This is a genomic window from Rhodohalobacter sp. 8-1 (assembly GCF_038150125.1).
Lineage (GTDB): Bacteria > Bacteroidota > Rhodothermia > Balneolales > Balneolaceae > SW132.
Window position 1 is genome coordinate 79,605 of record NZ_JBBVMF010000018.1, and the last position, 18,567, is coordinate 98,171.

The 18,567-nt window shown below is 42.7% G+C and carries 13 protein-coding genes and 6 tRNA genes; 12 read left to right on the plus strand and 7 right to left on the minus strand.

Annotation, left to right across the window (positions count from 1 at the left end; translation table 11 throughout):
* Positions 1–7 precede the first annotated feature (7 nt).
* Positions 8–2,605, plus strand: a complete 2,598-nt coding sequence (locus AABW11_RS15790) for an ATP-dependent Clp protease ATP-binding subunit (RefSeq protein ID WP_340106096.1) — start codon at positions 8–10, stop codon at positions 2,603–2,605.
* Between the two features lie 123 nt (positions 2,606–2,728).
* Here AABW11_RS15790 and AABW11_RS15795 read toward each other — a convergent pair whose 3' ends face one another.
* On the minus strand, positions 2,729–3,844 hold the full coding sequence (locus tag AABW11_RS15795; RefSeq protein WP_340106097.1) for a hypothetical protein: 1,116 nt from the start codon (positions 3,842–3,844) through the stop codon (positions 2,729–2,731).
* Positions 3,845–3,912: 68 nt separating this feature from the next.
* Between AABW11_RS15795 and AABW11_RS15800 the strand changes: the two genes are divergently transcribed.
* The 7 genes from AABW11_RS15800 to AABW11_RS15830 all read left to right on the plus strand — a co-directional run bounded on the left by AABW11_RS15800 (position 3,913) and on the right by AABW11_RS15830 (position 5,983).
* Complete coding sequence (locus tag AABW11_RS15800) at positions 3,913–4,872, plus strand: glycosyltransferase (RefSeq protein ID WP_340106098.1); 960 nt, start codon at positions 3,913–3,915, stop codon at positions 4,870–4,872.
* Between the two features lie 115 nt (positions 4,873–4,987).
* A tRNA-Pro gene (locus AABW11_RS15805) sits at positions 4,988–5,061 on the plus strand.
* 229 nt (positions 5,062–5,290) lie between these two features.
* Positions 5,291–5,364 (plus strand) — tRNA-Arg (locus tag AABW11_RS15810).
* A 119-nt stretch (positions 5,365–5,483) separates the two neighbouring features.
* Positions 5,484–5,554, plus strand: a tRNA-Cys gene (locus AABW11_RS15815).
* Between the two features lie 22 nt (positions 5,555–5,576).
* A tRNA-Glu gene (locus AABW11_RS15820) sits at positions 5,577–5,649 on the plus strand.
* Positions 5,650–5,657: 8 nt separating this feature from the next.
* Positions 5,658–5,731, plus strand: a tRNA-His gene (locus tag AABW11_RS15825).
* Between the two features lie 179 nt (positions 5,732–5,910).
* Positions 5,911–5,983, plus strand: a tRNA-Glu gene (locus tag AABW11_RS15830).
* A 220-nt stretch (positions 5,984–6,203) separates the two neighbouring features.
* On the opposite strand, the gene AABW11_RS15835 is transcribed toward AABW11_RS15830, so the two are convergent.
* Positions 6,204–6,530 (minus strand): phage holin family protein, encoded by a 327-nt coding sequence (locus tag AABW11_RS15835; protein ID WP_340106099.1) that lies wholly within the window; start codon positions 6,528–6,530, stop codon positions 6,204–6,206.
* 89 nt (positions 6,531–6,619) lie between these two features.
* Here AABW11_RS15835 and AABW11_RS15840 point away from each other — a divergent pair, with 89 nt between their 5' ends.
* On the plus strand, positions 6,620–7,066 hold the full coding sequence (locus AABW11_RS15840) for a GNAT family N-acetyltransferase (RefSeq protein ID WP_340106100.1): 447 nt from the start codon (positions 6,620–6,622) through the stop codon (positions 7,064–7,066).
* Between the two features lie 299 nt (positions 7,067–7,365).
* On the opposite strand, the gene AABW11_RS15845 is transcribed toward AABW11_RS15840, so the two are convergent.
* From AABW11_RS15845 to glmS, 3 genes are all read right to left on the minus strand, one after another.
* Positions 7,366–9,852, minus strand: coding sequence for a heavy metal translocating P-type ATPase (locus tag AABW11_RS15845; RefSeq protein WP_340106101.1), 2,487 nt, complete (start codon positions 9,850–9,852; stop codon positions 7,366–7,368).
* A gap of 132 nt (positions 9,853–9,984) precedes the next feature.
* Positions 9,985–10,548, minus strand: coding sequence for an AraC family transcriptional regulator (locus AABW11_RS15850; protein ID WP_340106102.1), 564 nt, complete (start codon positions 10,546–10,548; stop codon positions 9,985–9,987).
* Between the two features lie 115 nt (positions 10,549–10,663).
* On the minus strand, positions 10,664–12,502 hold the full coding sequence (glmS, locus tag AABW11_RS15855; RefSeq protein WP_340106103.1) for a glutamine--fructose-6-phosphate transaminase (isomerizing): 1,839 nt from the start codon (positions 12,500–12,502) through the stop codon (positions 10,664–10,666).
* Positions 12,503–12,610: 108 nt separating this feature from the next.
* Here glmS and AABW11_RS15860 point away from each other — a divergent pair, with 108 nt between their 5' ends.
* The 3 genes from AABW11_RS15860 (at position 12,611) to AABW11_RS15870 (ending at position 15,132) form a co-directional block, all read left to right on the plus strand.
* Positions 12,611–13,819, plus strand: a complete 1,209-nt coding sequence (locus tag AABW11_RS15860; protein ID WP_340106104.1) for a putative sugar nucleotidyl transferase — start codon at positions 12,611–12,613, stop codon at positions 13,817–13,819.
* A gap of 384 nt (positions 13,820–14,203) precedes the next feature.
* Positions 14,204–14,647 (plus strand): CBS domain-containing protein, encoded by a 444-nt coding sequence (locus tag AABW11_RS15865; RefSeq protein WP_340106105.1) that lies wholly within the window; start codon positions 14,204–14,206, stop codon positions 14,645–14,647.
* Positions 14,648–14,754: 107 nt separating this feature from the next.
* Positions 14,755–15,132, plus strand: coding sequence for a hypothetical protein (locus AABW11_RS15870; RefSeq protein ID WP_340106106.1), 378 nt, complete (start codon positions 14,755–14,757; stop codon positions 15,130–15,132).
* Between the two features lie 63 nt (positions 15,133–15,195).
* On the opposite strand, the gene AABW11_RS15875 is transcribed toward AABW11_RS15870, so the two are convergent.
* Positions 15,196–16,746, minus strand: coding sequence for an acyl-CoA carboxylase subunit beta (locus AABW11_RS15875; protein ID WP_340106107.1), 1,551 nt, complete (start codon positions 16,744–16,746; stop codon positions 15,196–15,198).
* A gap of 12 nt (positions 16,747–16,758) precedes the next feature.
* A complete protein-coding gene (locus tag AABW11_RS15880; RefSeq protein ID WP_340106108.1) occupies positions 16,759–18,567 on the minus strand; it encodes a hypothetical protein in 1,809 nt (602 codons plus the stop codon).

The following is an 18,567-nucleotide window of genomic DNA, read 5'->3' on the forward strand; positions in this document are numbered from 1 at the left end:
TCCCGATATGGAGGGTAATTTTTCAAGTAAAGTCCGAGACGTTATACAATTCAGCCGCGAAGAAGCGCTGCGACTCGGTCACGATTATATAGGTACAGAACATCTCATTTTAGGCATTGTTCGGTTAGGAGACGGTGTGGCTATTCGCATACTAAAAAATCTCGACTGCGACCTATTCAAACTCAAAAAGACAGTTGAAGATACCGTCAGAGGAACCGGCGGCACGGTAACCGTGGGGAACATACCGCTTACAAAACAGGCGGAGAAAGTTCTACGGATTACCTATCTCGAGGCTAAGCTTTATAAAAGCGATACAATTGGTACCGAACATCTATTGTTGTCGCTCCTCAGAGATGAAGAGAATATTGCTGCCCAGATACTGCAGCAATTCAGTGTTTCATATGATGCTGTTCGCGAGGAACTTGATATGATTATCTCAGGAAACGCCAGGGATATCGATCAGGGCGGCGCAAGATCAACAAGCGCAAGTGTCCCCTCCTCGCCGAAAGGATCACAATCATCAGGAAGTTCACGCGAGAAGAAAATGGAAAAATCAAAAACACCAGTACTTGATAACTTCGGCCGCGACCTCACGCAGCTCGCCGAAGATGGAAAACTCGATCCAATTATTGGTCGGGAAAAAGAAATAGAACGAGTCGCCCAGGTATTGAGCCGACGGAAGAAAAACAATCCCGTGCTTATCGGGGAACCCGGTGTGGGTAAAACAGCAATCGCTGAAGGACTAGCTTCCCGGATTATAGAGAAGAAAGTATCACGCGTTCTTTACAATAAGCGTGTGATTGCTCTCGATCTCGCCTCACTCGTTGCCGGTACAAAATACCGGGGCCAGTTTGAGGAAAGAATGAAGGCGGTTATGACAGAGCTTGAAAAAACAGAAAACGTAATCCTGTTTATAGATGAGCTTCATACGATTGTAGGCGCAGGTGGGGCCAGTGGCTCTCTTGATGCCTCCAACATGCTCAAACCTGCTCTTGCACGCGGAGAAGTCCAGGCTATTGGCGCAACTACATTAAATGAGTATCGCCAGTACATTGAGAAAGATGGCGCCCTCGAGCGACGGTTTCAGAAGATTATGGTAGATCCGACGTCTGTTGAAGAGACACTCGAGATTCTAAACCAAATCAAAGGCAAATACGAGAAGCACCACAGTGTAAATTACACTTCAGAAGCACTGGACGCATGTGTGAAGCTCACAGATCGCTACGTAACCGATCACTTCTTGCCCGACAAGGCTATCGATGCGCTCGATGAAGTGGGTGCACGCGTTCACCTGTCAAACATAACAGTTCCGCAACATATTCTGGATCTCGAAGAAGAGATTGAAACCACCAGCAAGGAAAAAAATGCTATGGTGAAGAAGCAGCGTTTTGAAGAAGCAGCTCGTTTAAGGGATACCGAAAAACGGCTCATTGAACAGCTCGAAGAGGAGCAGAAAAAATGGGAGAAGGAATCAGAAGACATTGTATACAATGTTGAAGAAGATGATGTAGCCTCCGTAGTGGCTATGATGAGCGGTGTGCCTGTAAATAAAATCAGCCAGAAAGAAGGTCAGAAACTCCTGAAAATGCAGGAGGAATTGGGCTCCCAGGTTATTGGCCAGGAAGAAGCCATAAACAAACTTACTAAAGCTATCAAACGGACGCGTGCAGGCCTCAAAGATCCAGCACGACCCATTGGTTCGTTTATTTTCCTTGGACCAACTGGTGTCGGTAAAACCGAAATGGCTAAAGTCCTTGCAAAATATCTGTTTGATAAGGAAGAAGCCCTCATTCGGATCGACATGAGTGAGTATATGGAAAAATTCAGCGTCTCACGGCTAGTTGGAGCTCCTCCGGGATATGTCGGTTATGAAGAAGGCGGAATTCTTACCGAGAAAGTACGGCGTAAGCCATACAGTGTGGTACTACTGGATGAGATTGAGAAAGCTCACCCGGATGTATTCAACATTCTGCTCCAGGTTCTGGACGACGGTATTTTAACAGATAGCCTCGGCAGAAAAGTTGACTTCAGAAATACAATCATTATCATGACATCGAACATTGGTGCACGTGATATTCGAAATATGGGTAAAGGAATTGGTTTCTCATCATCTGATGATGCTTTTGACTATGCTCAAATGAAATCGACCATTCAGGATGCACTGAAGAAAGTGTTTAACCCTGAATTCCTTAACAGAATTGATGACGTGCTTACGTTCAAACCACTCGAGCGAGAAGACATCCACAAGATCATCGATATCCTGTCAGAAGATCTCTTTAAGAGAATCAAAGAACTCGGGTTCGACCTTGAACTTACTAAAGGTGCTAAGGAATTTATCACCGATCAGGGATTTGATCAGAAGTACGGAGCTCGTCCACTGAAACGTGCACTTCAAAAGTACGTTGAAGATCCGCTTGCAGAAGAGATTCTGGGTGTGGAGCACGGTGAAGGCTCCCTCATAAAAATCAAAATGAATAAGTCCAGAGACGGATTGGAGTTTGATTGGACTGACGCGGAAAAAGATTCAAAAAAATCATCTGATTCATCTCAAAAAGATGAAGAAGAAACCGAATCTGAATCGAAAGAAGAGCAAACAAAAGCTTAAACGCTTTTATATTCCATTAAAGATTGCCTTAAAATTTGAAAAGCCTCAATTCCGTAATATGGATTGAGGCTTTTTTATTTCCAGAAATAGACCCTCTCGCATACCAAACTTAGTATCTTGTGCTTAAAATTGAGCTGTAACCTTTATCGGACGATTTATTCCGATAATTCTATAAGTATTAGATTGAACGTTTTCTATACTTATATGAGATCTCTGACGAAACATAATCGACTCGCTAAGTTGTACACGTTCAATTTGCCTCCGTTGAAGATCTACTGCGGTGATTTCAGGATTGGAAATCTGTTGATTCACTTCCTGCCCTCCTAAAGCTACAATAAGATTACTCTCCGGAAAATAAGCTGCCTGTAAAATGGTTGATCTTGATGAGGCACTGCCCAAACGCTCGGCTGAATCCCGTTGATAAACCTGCACTCTGTTACCTGAAAAAACAGTAATGAATTTTCCATCCTTAGTCACATTAAAACCGGCAACATCTAACTCGGACTCCATCTCATAAAGTAAATTTCCAAACCTGTCAAACCAATGAATTTTTCGGGATCCGTTTCCACCCTCAGTCACAACTGAAACGGTGTGATCCTTACGGGATACGGCTAAACTTAAAATGACACGGTTCTGCGAAATAAATATTTGGTCAGCCTCTCCATCTCCGGTCACAATTGATATCCGTGAACCGAGACTGTTTTGATATCTAATCACCGGATTGTAAGCCACTTTGATAACGCCGTCTTCACTCACCGCAATTTCCGATGTTTGCTCACCCCTGCTTGCTTGTGAACTATTAGAGTAGGTGTATGCCCGGTCACCTTTGGCATCAAAGAATGAGAAGTTCGCTACATTATCCCTCACGATAAAATCACCATTATCTAACAAAGTTAGGCCAATTGTTTCATCTGTTGGGCTCACAAATTCTAACTCTGTAGTAAGCAGTTCTTTTCCCTTGTAATTATATATATTTGCCTCAAGCCCGTTAATGCTTTCAAGGCAACCGATCATTGATAAATCATCGGAAACAGCTAAACCAACAGGTGATGAAATCGTTACCCGCTTATCAGTCCCAAACTGATAAGAGCTTCCCGATTCTGTCAAAAAGCCCTCTTGCAGTGGAAATTGAGAGGTATTCACGGTCTCATAGCCAGTATAATATTCAGCCGTTACAGATTGAGCGCTCAGCTGAGAAAAAACAGAAACTATCAGGATAAGTGTTAAAGTAAGCTTCATTAAGTAGAATAAATTTATTTTATATTGCGACGCCTTAAAGAACGAAAATTTGTGATTAAAATCACCTTATGCGCTATTCGGTTATTGTACCGGTTTACAACCGCCCGGAAGAAATCAATGAACTCCTCAAAAGTTTAACAGATGTTTCTTATAAAAGTTTCGAAGTACTCATAATTGAGGATGGGTCAACCGACACATGCGGGCATATTGTCGATCAATTTAAGGGCATATTAGATATTCACTATTACCAAAAAGAGAATACAGGGCAGGGATTTTCGAGAAACTTTGGGTTTGAACGTGCGAAGGGTGATTATTTAGTGGTATTTGATTCAGATTGTCTGATTCCTGCCCACTACTTTGAAGCGGTTAATGAACAAATAAATAAATTCAAGAAAATAGATTGCTGGGGTGGGCCTGATCGTGCACATGAGAGCTTTACACCCATTCAAAAAGCTATAAACTATTCAATGACCTCACTCTTTACTACCGGTGGCACGCGGGGGAATAAGCGTCATATTGGAACATATCATCCCCGAAGTTTTAATATGGGCATTTCACGAGACGTTTATTTGGCTACAGGTGGTTATTTAATTACAAGAATGGGAGAAGACCTGGAGTTCAGTATCCGTATTCAGAAAAAAGGATTCAAGACTTATTATATAGATGATGCGTATGTCTATCACAAACGAAGGACAAACTTTATTCAATTTTATAAACAACTATTCTTTTTTGGTCGTGCCAGGGTCAATATCTGGCGATTTCACCCGGAAGAGCTGAAGGCCGTTCACCTGTTTCCGCTTATGTTTGCTCTTGGCCTGATCTATTCAGTAGCAGGTAGTGTTTTAGGCCTTCCATTTGGTGAAAGCGTGTTGTACCTATATGGATTTTTTTTAATGATACTGGCAGTGGATGCATTCAGGCAAGAAAACAGTTTGGTGGTTGGTCTCTATTCCTCACTTGCCGGTATGATTCAACTTACAGCGTATGGCCTTGGGTTTTTGAGAGAGCTCATCAGGTTCCAAAAGTAGACTCATTTTTAAGATGCATATAATTACGTATATAAATTTTTTTACGGAATAGATTGCATTCAGAATTTAAATATTTTATCTTTGGATTCTGTTGAAAAAAAATATTTTTCCAACACGGGGAGTGGCGCAGGCCGGTAGCGCATTCGCTTTGGGAGCGAAGGGTCGCAGGTTCAAATCCTGTCTCCCCGACTTAATTTTGTTGAATTAGTGCCTGAGTGTTTTATATTTGTTTATTAAAACATTCTTAGAAAAGTATCATTCGTTATAAGGCATCACTCTTGTGATGCTTTATTGTTTGATGGTATTTGAAGACATTCAAGCATTGTACTTTAAAATAATGATCTTGATTTTGGATGTTTACGGGTGCTGTTTCGAATTGCAATTCAAGATTCCTGTTACAGAATCAAGAATTGATTGAGCGCCCGTAGCTCAACTGGATAGAGCAACTGCCTTCTAAGCAGTAGGTTACAGGTTCGATTCCTGTCGGGCGTACAAAGCCGTAATTGAAGTTACACGTTTCTTGATTTCTTATTGTTGACAGGTTTTTTTTAACTTATGAAAGTATTGCTTCTGAAGTTCGATTCCTGTCCGGCGTAAGATTTATTAAAACTGGCGACATGGCCGAGTGGTTAGGCAGAGGTCTGCAAAACCTCGTACGGCGGTTCAAATCCGCCTGTCGCCTCACAGATTTATTGTTTTACCCTGCCGCGTTCGTCTAGGGGTTTAGGACGCCGCCCTTTCACGGCGGTAACACGGGTTCAAATCCCGTACGCGGTACTCAGATGGAGCCCATAGCTCAGTCGGTTAGAGCGCCAGGTTGTGGCCCTGGAGGCCGTGGGTTCGAACCCCATTGGGCTCCCTCTTTTTTTGACTTATTGAAGACCAAATTTCTAAACTGCGGCCTCCTGAGGCCGTCGGGTTCCCCCCAATCGGGATGCCTTTGGCAGAACCCCATTGGTCTCCCTCTTTTTTGATTAGATTAAATCGTTTTACGACGAATTTATTTCATCACAGATTTTACGATTATACCAATTCAATGCCGCGTTCGTCTAGGGGTTTAGGACGCCGCCCTTTCACGGCGGTAACACGGGTTCAAATCCCGTACGCGGTACTCTTTTCCCAAAAAAATCACCCTATTTGCTGATACCTATTTTTTCTGATAACGGGGAATAGGCTGTTACTTCTTATCTATCACCCGTTATCTTTCACCCGCAGTTCAGGCAATGTGCATTTATATCAAGGTCGTTATAGCAACGCTATGACTACAAGCATTATTCAATTCGATTTTATTGACTAATGTTTTGGTATATATGTTGTATCTGACATACTTCTCAAAAAATTACGAAGAGCAAACTATTCAGAATAGAAATAAACAGACTGAACAGCACCGCCCACCAAAACCCTTTTATAGTAAATCCATCAACAAGCTTATCTGCAAGCATTAAAATCCAGGCATTTATTACCAGCGTAAAAAGTCCAAGCGTAAGAATTGTGAGTGGAAGCGTAAGCAAAACTATGAAGGGACGGATAAATAGGTTCAAAATAGCCAGCACAATTGCAACACCTAAGGCTGTCCAGTAATTTTTGAGGGTCACACCATTTAGCAAATAGGAACCAGCAAATATTACAATGCTGTTTATCAATAAAGTTTTTATCATCGAGCCGTGATTAGATTGCAGTTTGTTATTCCTACGAATCCCTAACAAAAAAGTTATCTGCGAATCCCTAACAAAAAAGTTATCTGACAATGAAATGGACATATTATAGCTCATTTGACGATTTCACCCCGCGCCATCTCCACGATGTATTAAAGTTGCGCCAAGAGATATTTATCATCGAACAAGAATGCATTTACAACGATATCGACGGACTTGATGATGTATCCGAACATCTATTGCTTTTTAACAGTGATGAGATTTTGATAGGGTATCTTAGAATCGTACCCGCTGGCAGTAAGTTTGAAGAGTGTTCTTTGGGCAGAATAGCGATAAAACACACCCACCGCGGCCAAGGTCTTGGCAAGACACTTGTAAGAAAGGGAATTGAAATAGTAGAGAAGGCCGGAGTTCAAGCTGTGAGAATTGAAGCACAGGCCCACCTTGAAAAATTCTATGAGGATATAAGGTTTCGGACAGTATCAGATATTTACATTGTGGATGATATTCCCCACCTGCAAATGATTCTTACTTCCTAAAGCATATTTCTTTATATATCCTGTCGTGTATTGATTAACCTGTTGTTGCAACGATGGCAATCACGACGAGAAGAGCAATTTTAAATAATAGAGATTTCCAGTTTTTCATTTGATTTAAAAGCAGCTATTTGGTTAGATAAATTTAATGGCTTATATGTATAAAAAGATCAGGTTAAGATCAAGTTATCCACAAATTAAATTTACCATGTTATGTGTTAATGTCCGGCAGCTGACCGCCTTCTATTAACAAGAGTGCCTTTACCCCAATTTGTTACATTAAACATTAAAATATTATAATGTTATTCTTGATCCAGCTGACCCTTTTCAAGCCGTTTAGAATTTCCCACAACATTCAAAGAGCTCATTGCCATTGCAATTTCTGCAAGCACCGGATGCATCCAACCAATGATTGCTGCCGGTATCATGAGAACATTGTAAAAAAAGGCCCAAAATAGATTTTGCCGTATTTTCTTCATAGTTAAACGGCTTAAATTTACAGCTTTTAGGACAGCATCTAAATCACCCTTTATCAATATGATAGACCCCGCCTCTATCGCAATGTCAGTACCTGAACCAAGGGCGATACCTACATCAGCCTGAGAAAGAGCCGGTGCATCGTTGATCCCATCACCTACCATTGCTACTACATTCCCGTTTCGCTGCATTTCTTTTATAACCGATACTTTACCATCTGGCTTCATCTCTGCCCTTACTGAATCGATTCCAATCTCTTTGGCGATCGCTTCAGCTGCTTTCTGTTGGTCTCCGGTAACCATCATACTTTTATAACCTAATTGATGTATTGATTGAACAGTAGAGCGCGAATCTTCCTTGATAGTGTCTCGAAGCCCGATTATAGATATCAACATGTTATCCACAACAATGTATATAACTGTCTTGCCTTGATTCATCAACGTATCAGCGGCTTTTTTTACATTAGCATGTCGTTCAATATTCAACTCGTCCATCAACGCTATATTTCCAGCGGCAACAGTTTTCCCATTTACATTGCCTTTGACACCCATTCCTGTATAGGACTGGAAATCCCTGAGAGCCGGTAATTCAGCATCGTCTCCAGCATATTTAGCAATTGCCTTTCCGAGGGGATGCTCAGATCGGGATTCAACAGCAGCTGCAAGTGGCAATAATTCTTCTGATGAATCACTAAAATGTGTCACGTCCGTTACTTCAGGTTCTCCTTTTGTTAAGGTGCCGGTTTTATCGAAAACAAACATTGTCACATCCTGAAGGCGCTGAATGGCTTCACCTTTTCGAATCAGGATACCGTTCTCTGCACCAAGGCCGGTTCCCACCATTAAAGCAGTTGGAGTTGCCAGGCCAAGTGCACACGGGCAGGCGATTACAAGCACAGCAAGCGACGCAAAAAATGCCTGGCTTACCACGGGCAGGTCCGTTATGACCCACGGTAAAAACTGATCGCCAAACAGAAGTACCGGCTCAAAAAATGATGGAAATGCCCACCAGCTAATAAATGTCAAAAGAGCCAGCCCTAATATAACGGGCACAAAAACGGCCGTTACACGATCAGCCACATTCTGAATTGGAATTTTTGATCCCTGGGCTTCTTCAACCAGGCGAACAACCTGGTTCAAAAATGAGTCTTCGCCTACTCTTTTCACCTTTATGCGCACCGATCCTTCTGTATTTATTGTTCCGCCGATCACCTCATCTCCTTTCTCTTTTACAGCCGGCAGTGGCTCTCCGGTAACCATTGATTCATTTACAGAACAGGTTCCATCAATGATATCACCATCGGCGGGGATTTTTTCGCCGGGTCGTACTATGACGGTATCCCCTTCTGACAGTTCAGATACCTCAACTTTTATCTCTTTCCCATTCCGAACAACATTGGCAAACTCAGCCTCAAGAGTCAGAAGTTTTGTGATAGCGTCTGAGGCCCGCCCTCTGGCCTTCGTTTCTATATAGCGTCCGGTCAGGTGAAAAGCCATTATCATTGCAGCAATCCCTGAAAAACTGTAAATCATCACATTTGTTAACCCAAGGTGGTATGTAAGTGACATCACACCTGTTAAGAGTGAAGCAAGGGTCCCAAGCGCTATGAGCACATCCATATTAGGCGTAAGATTCTTCGCAGATTTCCACGCTCCACTCAGGGTCTGCATTCCGGGATAAAATATCACAACGCCCGCCCCTAATGTCATTACAAACTCCATGATTGCATGGTTTACAAGTGTGTATCCAAGCACCATATCAACAAACATCCAGAGCATTAGTGGTAGCGTAATCGCCCAACTAATCATCATTTTGCGGCGAGCATCTTTAAAGTTTTCCTCCTCTCTTTCCCGCTTCTCCTCAAGTTTATTTTTTCGCTCAATATTTTGCTTTTTTGCGCTGTATCCAGCTGACTCCACTGCATCAAATAGATCCTGAAGCGACCCACTTTTCGACTGCCATGTTACGTAAGCTTTTTCAACAGGCAGGCTTACAGTGACCGACTGAACGCCATCTACATTGGAGAGCGCTTTTTCAACACTGTTAACACATCCCGCGCAGTGCATACCGGAGATTTGGAGTACAGTTTGATTTTCAGGCTCAGGAAGAATCAATTCATATCCAGCATCTTTTACTGCTGCAGCTAACTCGTCCCGTCCCGTTTTGTCTTCATCAAAAATCACAGTTGCATTTTCCGCAGCAAGATTCACAGATGCTTCTTCCACTCCTTCAACTCCATTTAACACTTTTTCAACAGTATTGGAGCAACCCGCGCACATCATTCCCTTCACGTAGTAGGTTTTTTTCTTCATCAATTTGTTTATTTTTTTTTGATATAAGAGGTGCGTGTTTACTTTAATCTCACCACTTGTACCAAGGAAATTAAGACTTGATCGCCTGACCAGCGTTATAAACGGATATTTCAGATGTGTAGAATTTTTGGATCAGAGATCATCCAATGACAAACGCTTTCGATCGGCACGTTTTAAATAATCAGTAACTGTCAGGCCGGTTACAGATTTAAATTGATTTGACAGATACTGAACGCTGCTATAGTTCAGTTTCCAGGCTATCTCACTTAAGGTGAATTTATCGTAGCCTAAAAGCTCTTTTACACGCTCTATCTTTAGTTTGATGAGATAATGTTCAATTGTTTCACCTTTCTCTTTTGAAAAGAGTTGGCTGAGATAAGAATAATTGAAGGGAAGTTTTTTAGAAAGGTATACTGAAACTTTAACGGGATCACGATTTTTCTCGATATGCTCAATATACGCAATCAATGTGGTCTGAATCCGTGAGACAATTTCCCCGGCTCGATTCGTAACAAGCTCAAAGCCTTTTTCATCAAGCTTATCCGAGAGCTGCTGTAATTCATCCGTTGTCAGATCTCTTTCAAAGTCGATAGTACCGATTTCTACACTGCTAACCGGGAGCTTTAGCCCGGTTGCCACGGCGGTTACTGATTCAACACACCGCGGACATACCATATTTTTTATTACTTTTTCCATACTCTCGCAACAAGATAGGAAATAACAGAGTTCTCTACAGTTTCTTCTGATAAGGAAGGCTCAATCTCCAAATTTTGCCAGACAACTCATCATTAGCCGTCGGCACAGAAGCTTATTATTCCACCGTCACACTTTTAGCCAGATTTCGTGGCTGGTCAACGTTACATTTACGATTTACGGCAATGTAGTAAGAAAGCAACTGCAGCGGAATAACGGTTAACAGCGGCGAGAAACAGTCTTCCGTTGAAGGAATCTGTATCGAAAATTCCGAAAGATCTTTCACATCGCCATTGTCATCATTCATAATTGATATGATGCGGCCTTTTCTGGCTTTTACCTCTTCAATGTTGGACACCATTTTATCATTCGTGTGATCCGTGGCCGCAATCACAACAACGGGCATCATCTCATCAATGAGCGCTATTGGACCATGCTTCATCTCTGCCGCCGGATAACCTTCGGCATGAATATAGGAGATCTCTTTGAGTTTCAGCGCTCCCTCAAGGGCAACCGGGAAGTTGTACGTCCGGCCCAGGTAGAGGAAGTTAGGAGCGTATGTAAAGAGCTTGGCCATCTCTTTGATGACCTCATTGCTATCGTTCAAAATTTTCTCAACTTTGGAAGGTATTTTATCCAGCTCACTGATCAGCTCTTTAGCCCGCTCTGCAGATATCACGCCTTTATCCTGCCCGATCCGAATTGCCATCATGGTAAGCACAACTACCTGTGCCGTAAATGCTTTTGTAGATGCGACCCCTATCTCGGGACCTGCGTGTGTAAACACCCCGGCATCAGTTTCGCGTGAAATTGTTGATCCCACAACGTTACAGATACCGAGCACCTTTGCCCCCTTATCTCTTGCTTCACGGAGAGCCGCGAGTGTATCGGCCGTCTCTCCGCTCTGGGAAATCACTAACAGTACATCTCCTTTGCCAACTAATGGATCTCTGTAGCGAAATTCTGATGCATATTCCACCTCAACCGGTGTTTTAGCCAGGTATTCAAAAAGATATTCTCCCACTAAGCCGGAGTGCCAGCTGGTACCGCAAGCAGCAATCACAATTCGCTTTGCGTTTACCAGGTCGTCCATTACGTCAACGAGACCGCCAAGCTGAATTGTTCCTTCCCCGGGATTGATCCGCCCTCTCATGCAGTCTGCAATCGATCGTGGCTGTTCGAAAATCTCTTTGAGCATAAAATGCGGGTAGCCGGCTTTTTCAATCTCTTCCAGCCCCATCGCCAACTCGTGGATCTCTTTTGTGAGATGGACATCGTCGATCGTTTTTACCTCATAACTATCCTTGGTAACCACGGCCATTTCACCGTCATCCAGGAATATGACCTTATTCGTATATTCAACAATTGGGGACGCATCCGAGGCAATAAACATCTCACCGTCACCAATGCCCAGAAGAAGAGGAGATCCTTTTCGGGCAACGTATAGTTTATCCGGCTCGCTCATATTTGCAATAGCGAGGCCGTAGGTACCCACAATCTGTTTCAATGCCAGCCGAATGGCCTGCTCAAAGTCCACTTCAGATGTTGAATAAATTTCTTCCAGAAGCTGTGCAATAATCTCTGTATCTGTTTCACTTTTAAAAGTACGGCCGCGCTCTATTAGTTTTTTTCTGAGTGATGTGTAATTTTCGATAATTCCGTTGTGTACCACGGCAATATTCCCTGATTCACTCAGGTGCGGATGAGAATTCACGTCATTTGGCTCACCATGAGTAGCCCAACGGGTGTGGCCGATACCGATTTTACCAAGCGCATTATTCTTTTTGAGCATATTTTCGAGATTCACCACTTTCCCTTTGCCCTTGTGAACCTGCATCTCTCCGTTCATGAGCGCGACGCCTGCCGAATCATACCCTCTGTATTCCAGGCGTTTTAGTCCTTTAACAAGAATATCTCCCGCATTCTTTTCCCCTACGTAACCCACAATTCCACACATACAATACCTGTCTATTAGATTAACTTATCGTAATTCTTATCGTCTTCGATGATTTTTACATAAGTTAGAGATCTGACTATCGATATAAAATTATTTCTTTCTATAGATATGGCTAAAATCATCACGTTTTTCGAGGATAAGTCTCTCAAGAATTTTCATCCTCTTACTCTAACCCGCCCAATATACGATCTTCGGGTGGGAATATTAACACTAAGTGAAAAATGGTTTCGGGCATTTAACATCGATGCTCATGCCACCGGATTACAACGAGATCATCTTAAAGATCTTTTCCCTTCACCATCGGCCCTTGAGTTAAACGATAGCTGTTACTGGATTAACCCGAGGGTGTTCCCGGATAAAAATCTGGTTAATCGTATACAGCAATTATCGGCAAATTCAATGTTAACTGACAACAATATTCTAATCGCGGCCCACTTGTCGTCAGAACTACATAACACCTGGCTTTCAGATGGAATAAATACATCTGATTTGAATGAATCGATTTACTCTGATTCATTTAAGATTCTGGATAATATCTGGCAGATTTTCCAATTTAACGGTGAAGAAATTAAAAGTGACCTGGATCGCATCAAAAATAAAAAAGCAGTTGATACCGGCGATTACAAGCACTCTGTTTTAGTTGACAACTTCCCGATTTACATTGATGATGAGGCGATTATAGAGCCTGGTGCAATTCTTTACGCAGAAGACGGACCGATCTATATTGGAAAAGGAGCGCGCGTTATGGCCAATGCAGTCGTGCGGGGAACAGCTGCAATCTGCGAAAAGTCCGTTGTAAAAATGGGGGCGAAAATTTATAAGGATACAACTATCGGTCCGGTCTGTAAGGTTGGCGGAGAAGTGTCGAACGTGGTGTTTCACTCTTACAGCAACAAAGCCCATGATGGCTATGCGGGAAATTCTGTATTTGGCCAGTGGTGCAACCTGGGTGCCGACACAAACACGTCTAACCTGAAAAATAATTACAGCACCGTTCGGTTCAGAGACTGGGAATCCGGCGAGGAAGTGGATACAGGTCAGCAGTTTATCGGCACAATTATGGGGGATCACTCGAAAACCGGTATCAATGCCATGCTGAACACCGGTACTCTATGCGGAGTGTGTTGTAACCTGTTTTCTGATGGATATCCGCCTAAATATATTCCATCATTTAGCTGGGTAAGCGGAAAGGACATCGTACCTTACCATTTTGAGAAAGCTGTGGACGCCATGGAAAAAATAATGCAGCGCCGCAATGTTAAACTTACTTCTGCCTATAGAGAACTAATGTACTCCATTTTCAACTCTGCCACCTAAATGGTAAGCGATTTCGAATGAATTTTGGCAGAACTATTTCACTGACTACAGCAGAACTTTACTAAACCGTATTTTTGTCAAATCTCATCGTTATCGCCACACTGAGATACTCTTGTAGATAATATGGCCCGTTTTCCCGGCCAACTAACAGACTGACATTGAACAATGACCTACCTTCTGATACTACAGCCATTTTATGATATTAATAAGTGAGACAGCGACTTATTAATTTTCCCGGACTTTGATTGCATATCACTACATTTTTTGTTTATTACAGTGTAGTGGGATTATTCTAAGCTTTGTCGTTTTAGTTCTATACTTGTATTTCGCAAGACTTATGAAGTATTCCCGTCATTTTAATAACACATTAAAACCTGAGGGATTATGAAAGTAAAAGACATTTTAGATAAAAAAGGAACTGAAATCTATTCAGTTAAGCCTGAAGAATCCGTACTTGAAGCCATTTCAAAAATGGCCGAACTTAAGATAGGTGCTTTACTTGTGATGAAAAATGACTCTCTGGTAGGCATCATATCTGAGCGAGATTACCGAAACAAAATAATTTTGAAAGGACGTACATCCAAAGATACGCCCGTTTCACAAATTATGATTGATAAGGTAATTTGTGTTGAACCCACAGATAATATAAACCTCTGCATGCAGCTGATGACAAACAAAAAAATCCGCCACCTACCTGTCTTGGATAATAAATCCGTGGTGGGTGTTATCTCTATTGGTGACGTGGTGAAAGCTGTCATAGAAAGTCAGAAGAGCGAGATTGATACCCTTCGAAATTACATCGCAACCGGCGGCGGTTATCCGGCTTAAAATTATGGGCTGTAGTGATTTGATACAGGTTTAGCCTTTAGTTTGATGTTAAATTTTCTTTATTTACACGGAGGATACATCAACAATTAACTCTACAGGAGAAAGTTATGCAAAGCACACTACGTAATATTGGTCATTATCTTTATGCCCTTCCTTTTGCCGTTTTCGGGCTTTTTCACTTTATGAATGCTGGTAGTATGGCGGGAATGGTTCCTTTGCCAGGCGGCGTTTTTTGGGTCTATTTCACAGGAGTCGCATTAATTGCAGCTGCCGTCAGCTTTGTTATTGGTAAAAAAGTGAGACTGGCTGGTACGCTGCTTGGAATCATGCTCATCATTTTTGTCTTGTCCATACATCTTCCAGGAACAATAGGTGCAGATAACCCGCAGGCTATGCAGATGTCAATGACATCCTTGCTTAAGGATCTTGCACTTGCAGGAGCTGCATTTTACATTGCAGGGTCAACAACTGAAGAAAACGCCTGAGACAGGAATTAACGACATACATTCAATATAGCCGGCACTTACATTTTTGTGCCGGCTTTTTTATTACAGAGGCAGATTGTCGTGCTTTTTTTTCGGCACTGAATCTACTTTATTCTGGCAGAGTTCAAACGCATGAATCAGTTTATCACGAGTTTCATGAGGTAAAATCACATCATCAATAAATCCTCTGGCAGCTGCTTTATAAGGATGAGCAAACTCTTCGCTATACTGATCTTCAAGTTCTTTCTGTTTTTCTTCTGGGTTATCTGCTTTGGCTATTTCTTTACGGAAAATAATTTCCACTGCTCCTTTTGTACCCATCACCGCAATTTCAGCTGACGGCCAAGCCACGTTATAATCCGCGCGTATATGCTTGCTGTTCATCACATCATACGCTCCACCATACGCTTTTCTGGTGATGACTGTCATTTTAGGCACGGTTGCCTCACAAAACGCATAAAGAAGTTTTGCACCATGTTTGATAATACCGCCCCACTCCTGATCGGTACCCGGCAGAAAGCCCGGTACATCTTCAAACACAACAAGTGGAATGTTGAATGCATCACAAAAACGGACAAACCGGGCTCCCTTTACAGAAGCGTCAATATCGAGAACACCTGCGAGCGAAAGCGGCTGATTGGCCACAATTCCAACCGACCGCCCATCAAGACGGGCAAACCCTACCACAATATTGTCTGCGTAATGTTCGTGTACCTCATAAAAAGACTCTTTATCCATCACACCGTCAATCACATCTTTGATATCATACGGTTTATTGGGATTATCCGGAACGATATCATCGAGCTTTTCCGCTTTCGCTTTGTCTGGTTTGGCGGCGGTCTGACGGGGGGCTTTTTCTTCGCAGTTTTGAGGAAGGTAGCTCATTAGGCTCCGAATATCGTGCAGGCAAACGGCGTCGTTATCGGACGCAAAATGTGCCACGCCTGATTTAGTTCCATGGGCAGAAGCACCTCCTAAATCTTCTGATGTTACTTCTTCATGAGTCACCGTTTTTACCACGTTCGGACCGGTCACAAACATGTAACTTGTATCTCGGACCATAAACACGAAGTCTGTCAGTGCGGGACTATACACTGCACCACCGGCACAAGGGCCCATAACAGCTGAAATTTGCGGTACAACGCCGGATGCCATTGAATTACGCCAGAAGACTTCTGCATATCCACCGAGTGAACTCACGCCCTCCTGGATACGAGCGCCGCCGGAGTCGTTCAGGCCTATAATGGGCACTCCATTTTTGAGAGACAGATCCATCACCTTGCAAATTTTTTCGGCATGGGTTTCTGACAACGATCCGCCAAATACTGTAAAATCCTGGCTGAACACGTAAACAGGCCGTCCTTCAATTTTTCCGGAACCGGTTACAACACCATCGCCCAGAATGTGCTTTTTATCAAGGCCAAACGCATTGCTGCGGTGCTGAACAAACGCGTCGATTTCCTGGAACGAGCCGCTGTCAAGAAGTATGTCGATGCGTTCGCGAGCCGTTAGTTTTCCTTTATCGTGTTGTTTTTCAATCCGGGCTTTACCACCGCCAACTTTAGCGTTTTCACGCATTTTTTGAAGCCGGTCAATTTTGTCCTGTTTACTCATTTGATGTCTTTTTTAAGATTTATATTCGTCAAAATAGGCCTGCAGCCTGTCGGTGAAATCAACAGCCTCTTCATCATACATATCTACGAGATTCCTTGCAAAAATCTCTTTTTCGATAAAGCGGCTGGCCTGATTCCAGTTTTCAAGTTTATTCAGGTCGATAAGAGCTTCCTCGTACGCCTTTTCTGACCCACTAAAAATGTGGGATGTAAACCGTTTTTCATCATCCTTCAACCAACCGACCAACTGGTCTGTCGAATCCATATCATTCTCCCGCACCGTGAGATCAATGAGCGGAGCGTCTTCATCGTCTTCATCCTGCAAATCCGCAAACTCTGAATATTCAGGAATATCTTCCTCTTCTATGTTGTCGTCATCTCCAAGAAATGATTGCCAGATTGGGCTCTCTTCGTCCGCTTCAGAAGATTCTTCAGCAGACAAATTATTGGTCTTAGATTCCTCGCCTGCTTCATCAAAAGAGTCATCTTTAGCTGATTCATGATGTGAATCCTCTTTTTTCAACACACCAGTGGAAACGTCAGCATCGTCTTTTGAATCCTCCCCGGAAACAAACTGATCGGCAAAACGCTCTTCATACTCTTCTGAATCAATCTGATCCACTGTACTTTCCTCATCGTCATCAAACCGAACGTAAAGTGGAGTATCTTCATCACTGTCTTTTACGTCGCTGTCATCCCTGTCTTCGTCAAAAGCAGATTTTTCTGCACCAGCGCTTGCAGCGTAAATCTCACTTTCTTCAGATAATTCTGCAGATCGGTGCTGATTTTGAAACGTACCCAGAATAGAATCATCATCGTCGTTACTCTCCTCTGACTCTTTTGCTGAAGTTCTTGATGCGATATGTTGTTTTCCAATTTCACTCGTTTCACTTTTGTTCTCTCGCGACGATGATTGAACGTCCTTAGGTTTGACGGAATCAGATTCTTCATCAAAACCCTGAAATCCACTTACTGAAGCGTCTTTCTTAATTTTCTCAGCGTCTGGCATACCCGAGTCAGACGTGTCTTCCTCCTTGGCACTGGATTCTGTTGATTGCACATCAAACAGTGAGACCTGATCTTCTTCATACCCCTCCTCGTTCAGGAGATCCGGAGAACTCAGTATTTCTATAAATTCAATTTTATTGAGTGATCCGCTGAGCAGGTCGAACCGTCGGGAGATGCGGTCCATATTGCGATCTCTGAAAAAGATGCGAAACAGTTCCGTATCAATTTTTGGCCCTGCTAAAATGAACAGAGGCTGAAGAAGCTGTGCCCAGTTCAGAGAGTTATAATTTGCGGTGATGCGTTCATCAACCTTCATTACCACACGCCGAGCCGTTCCAATTTCAATCTCAGCTAAGCCTTTTCGTTTCATGTATTTATGGATGGCCTGAGCGAGATGCGAATTTACCGAAATAAACGATAGACGTTTTTCCAGCTCCTCGATTGATAGCTTTTTTTTGGGCCCAAACAGAATCTCCGGTATTGCTTTCCGAGGCTGCAGAATCATTTCCATGACATCAGCAATCGCAGTTTCAAAAACAGTAGAGGCAAAAGCCGCCGGCATTCTGACTTCAGCAACAATTGCATCAATAAATTGCTCCCATGCATCCTCAACTTCTTTGGCAGACATGTCCGCCCATTCAGAATGCGGCGGCACAATTGATTCATTTAGATTTCTGTAGATTTCAACTTCTACCCTCTGGATTAAAAACTCGGGAATATCGTATTCCCGAAGGTCGTCAGGGGTGTAAAATGATCTGTTTCCGGACAGCTGATCCGTAATTGACGTTGTGACGTTTCTTATAAGTTGCTCCAT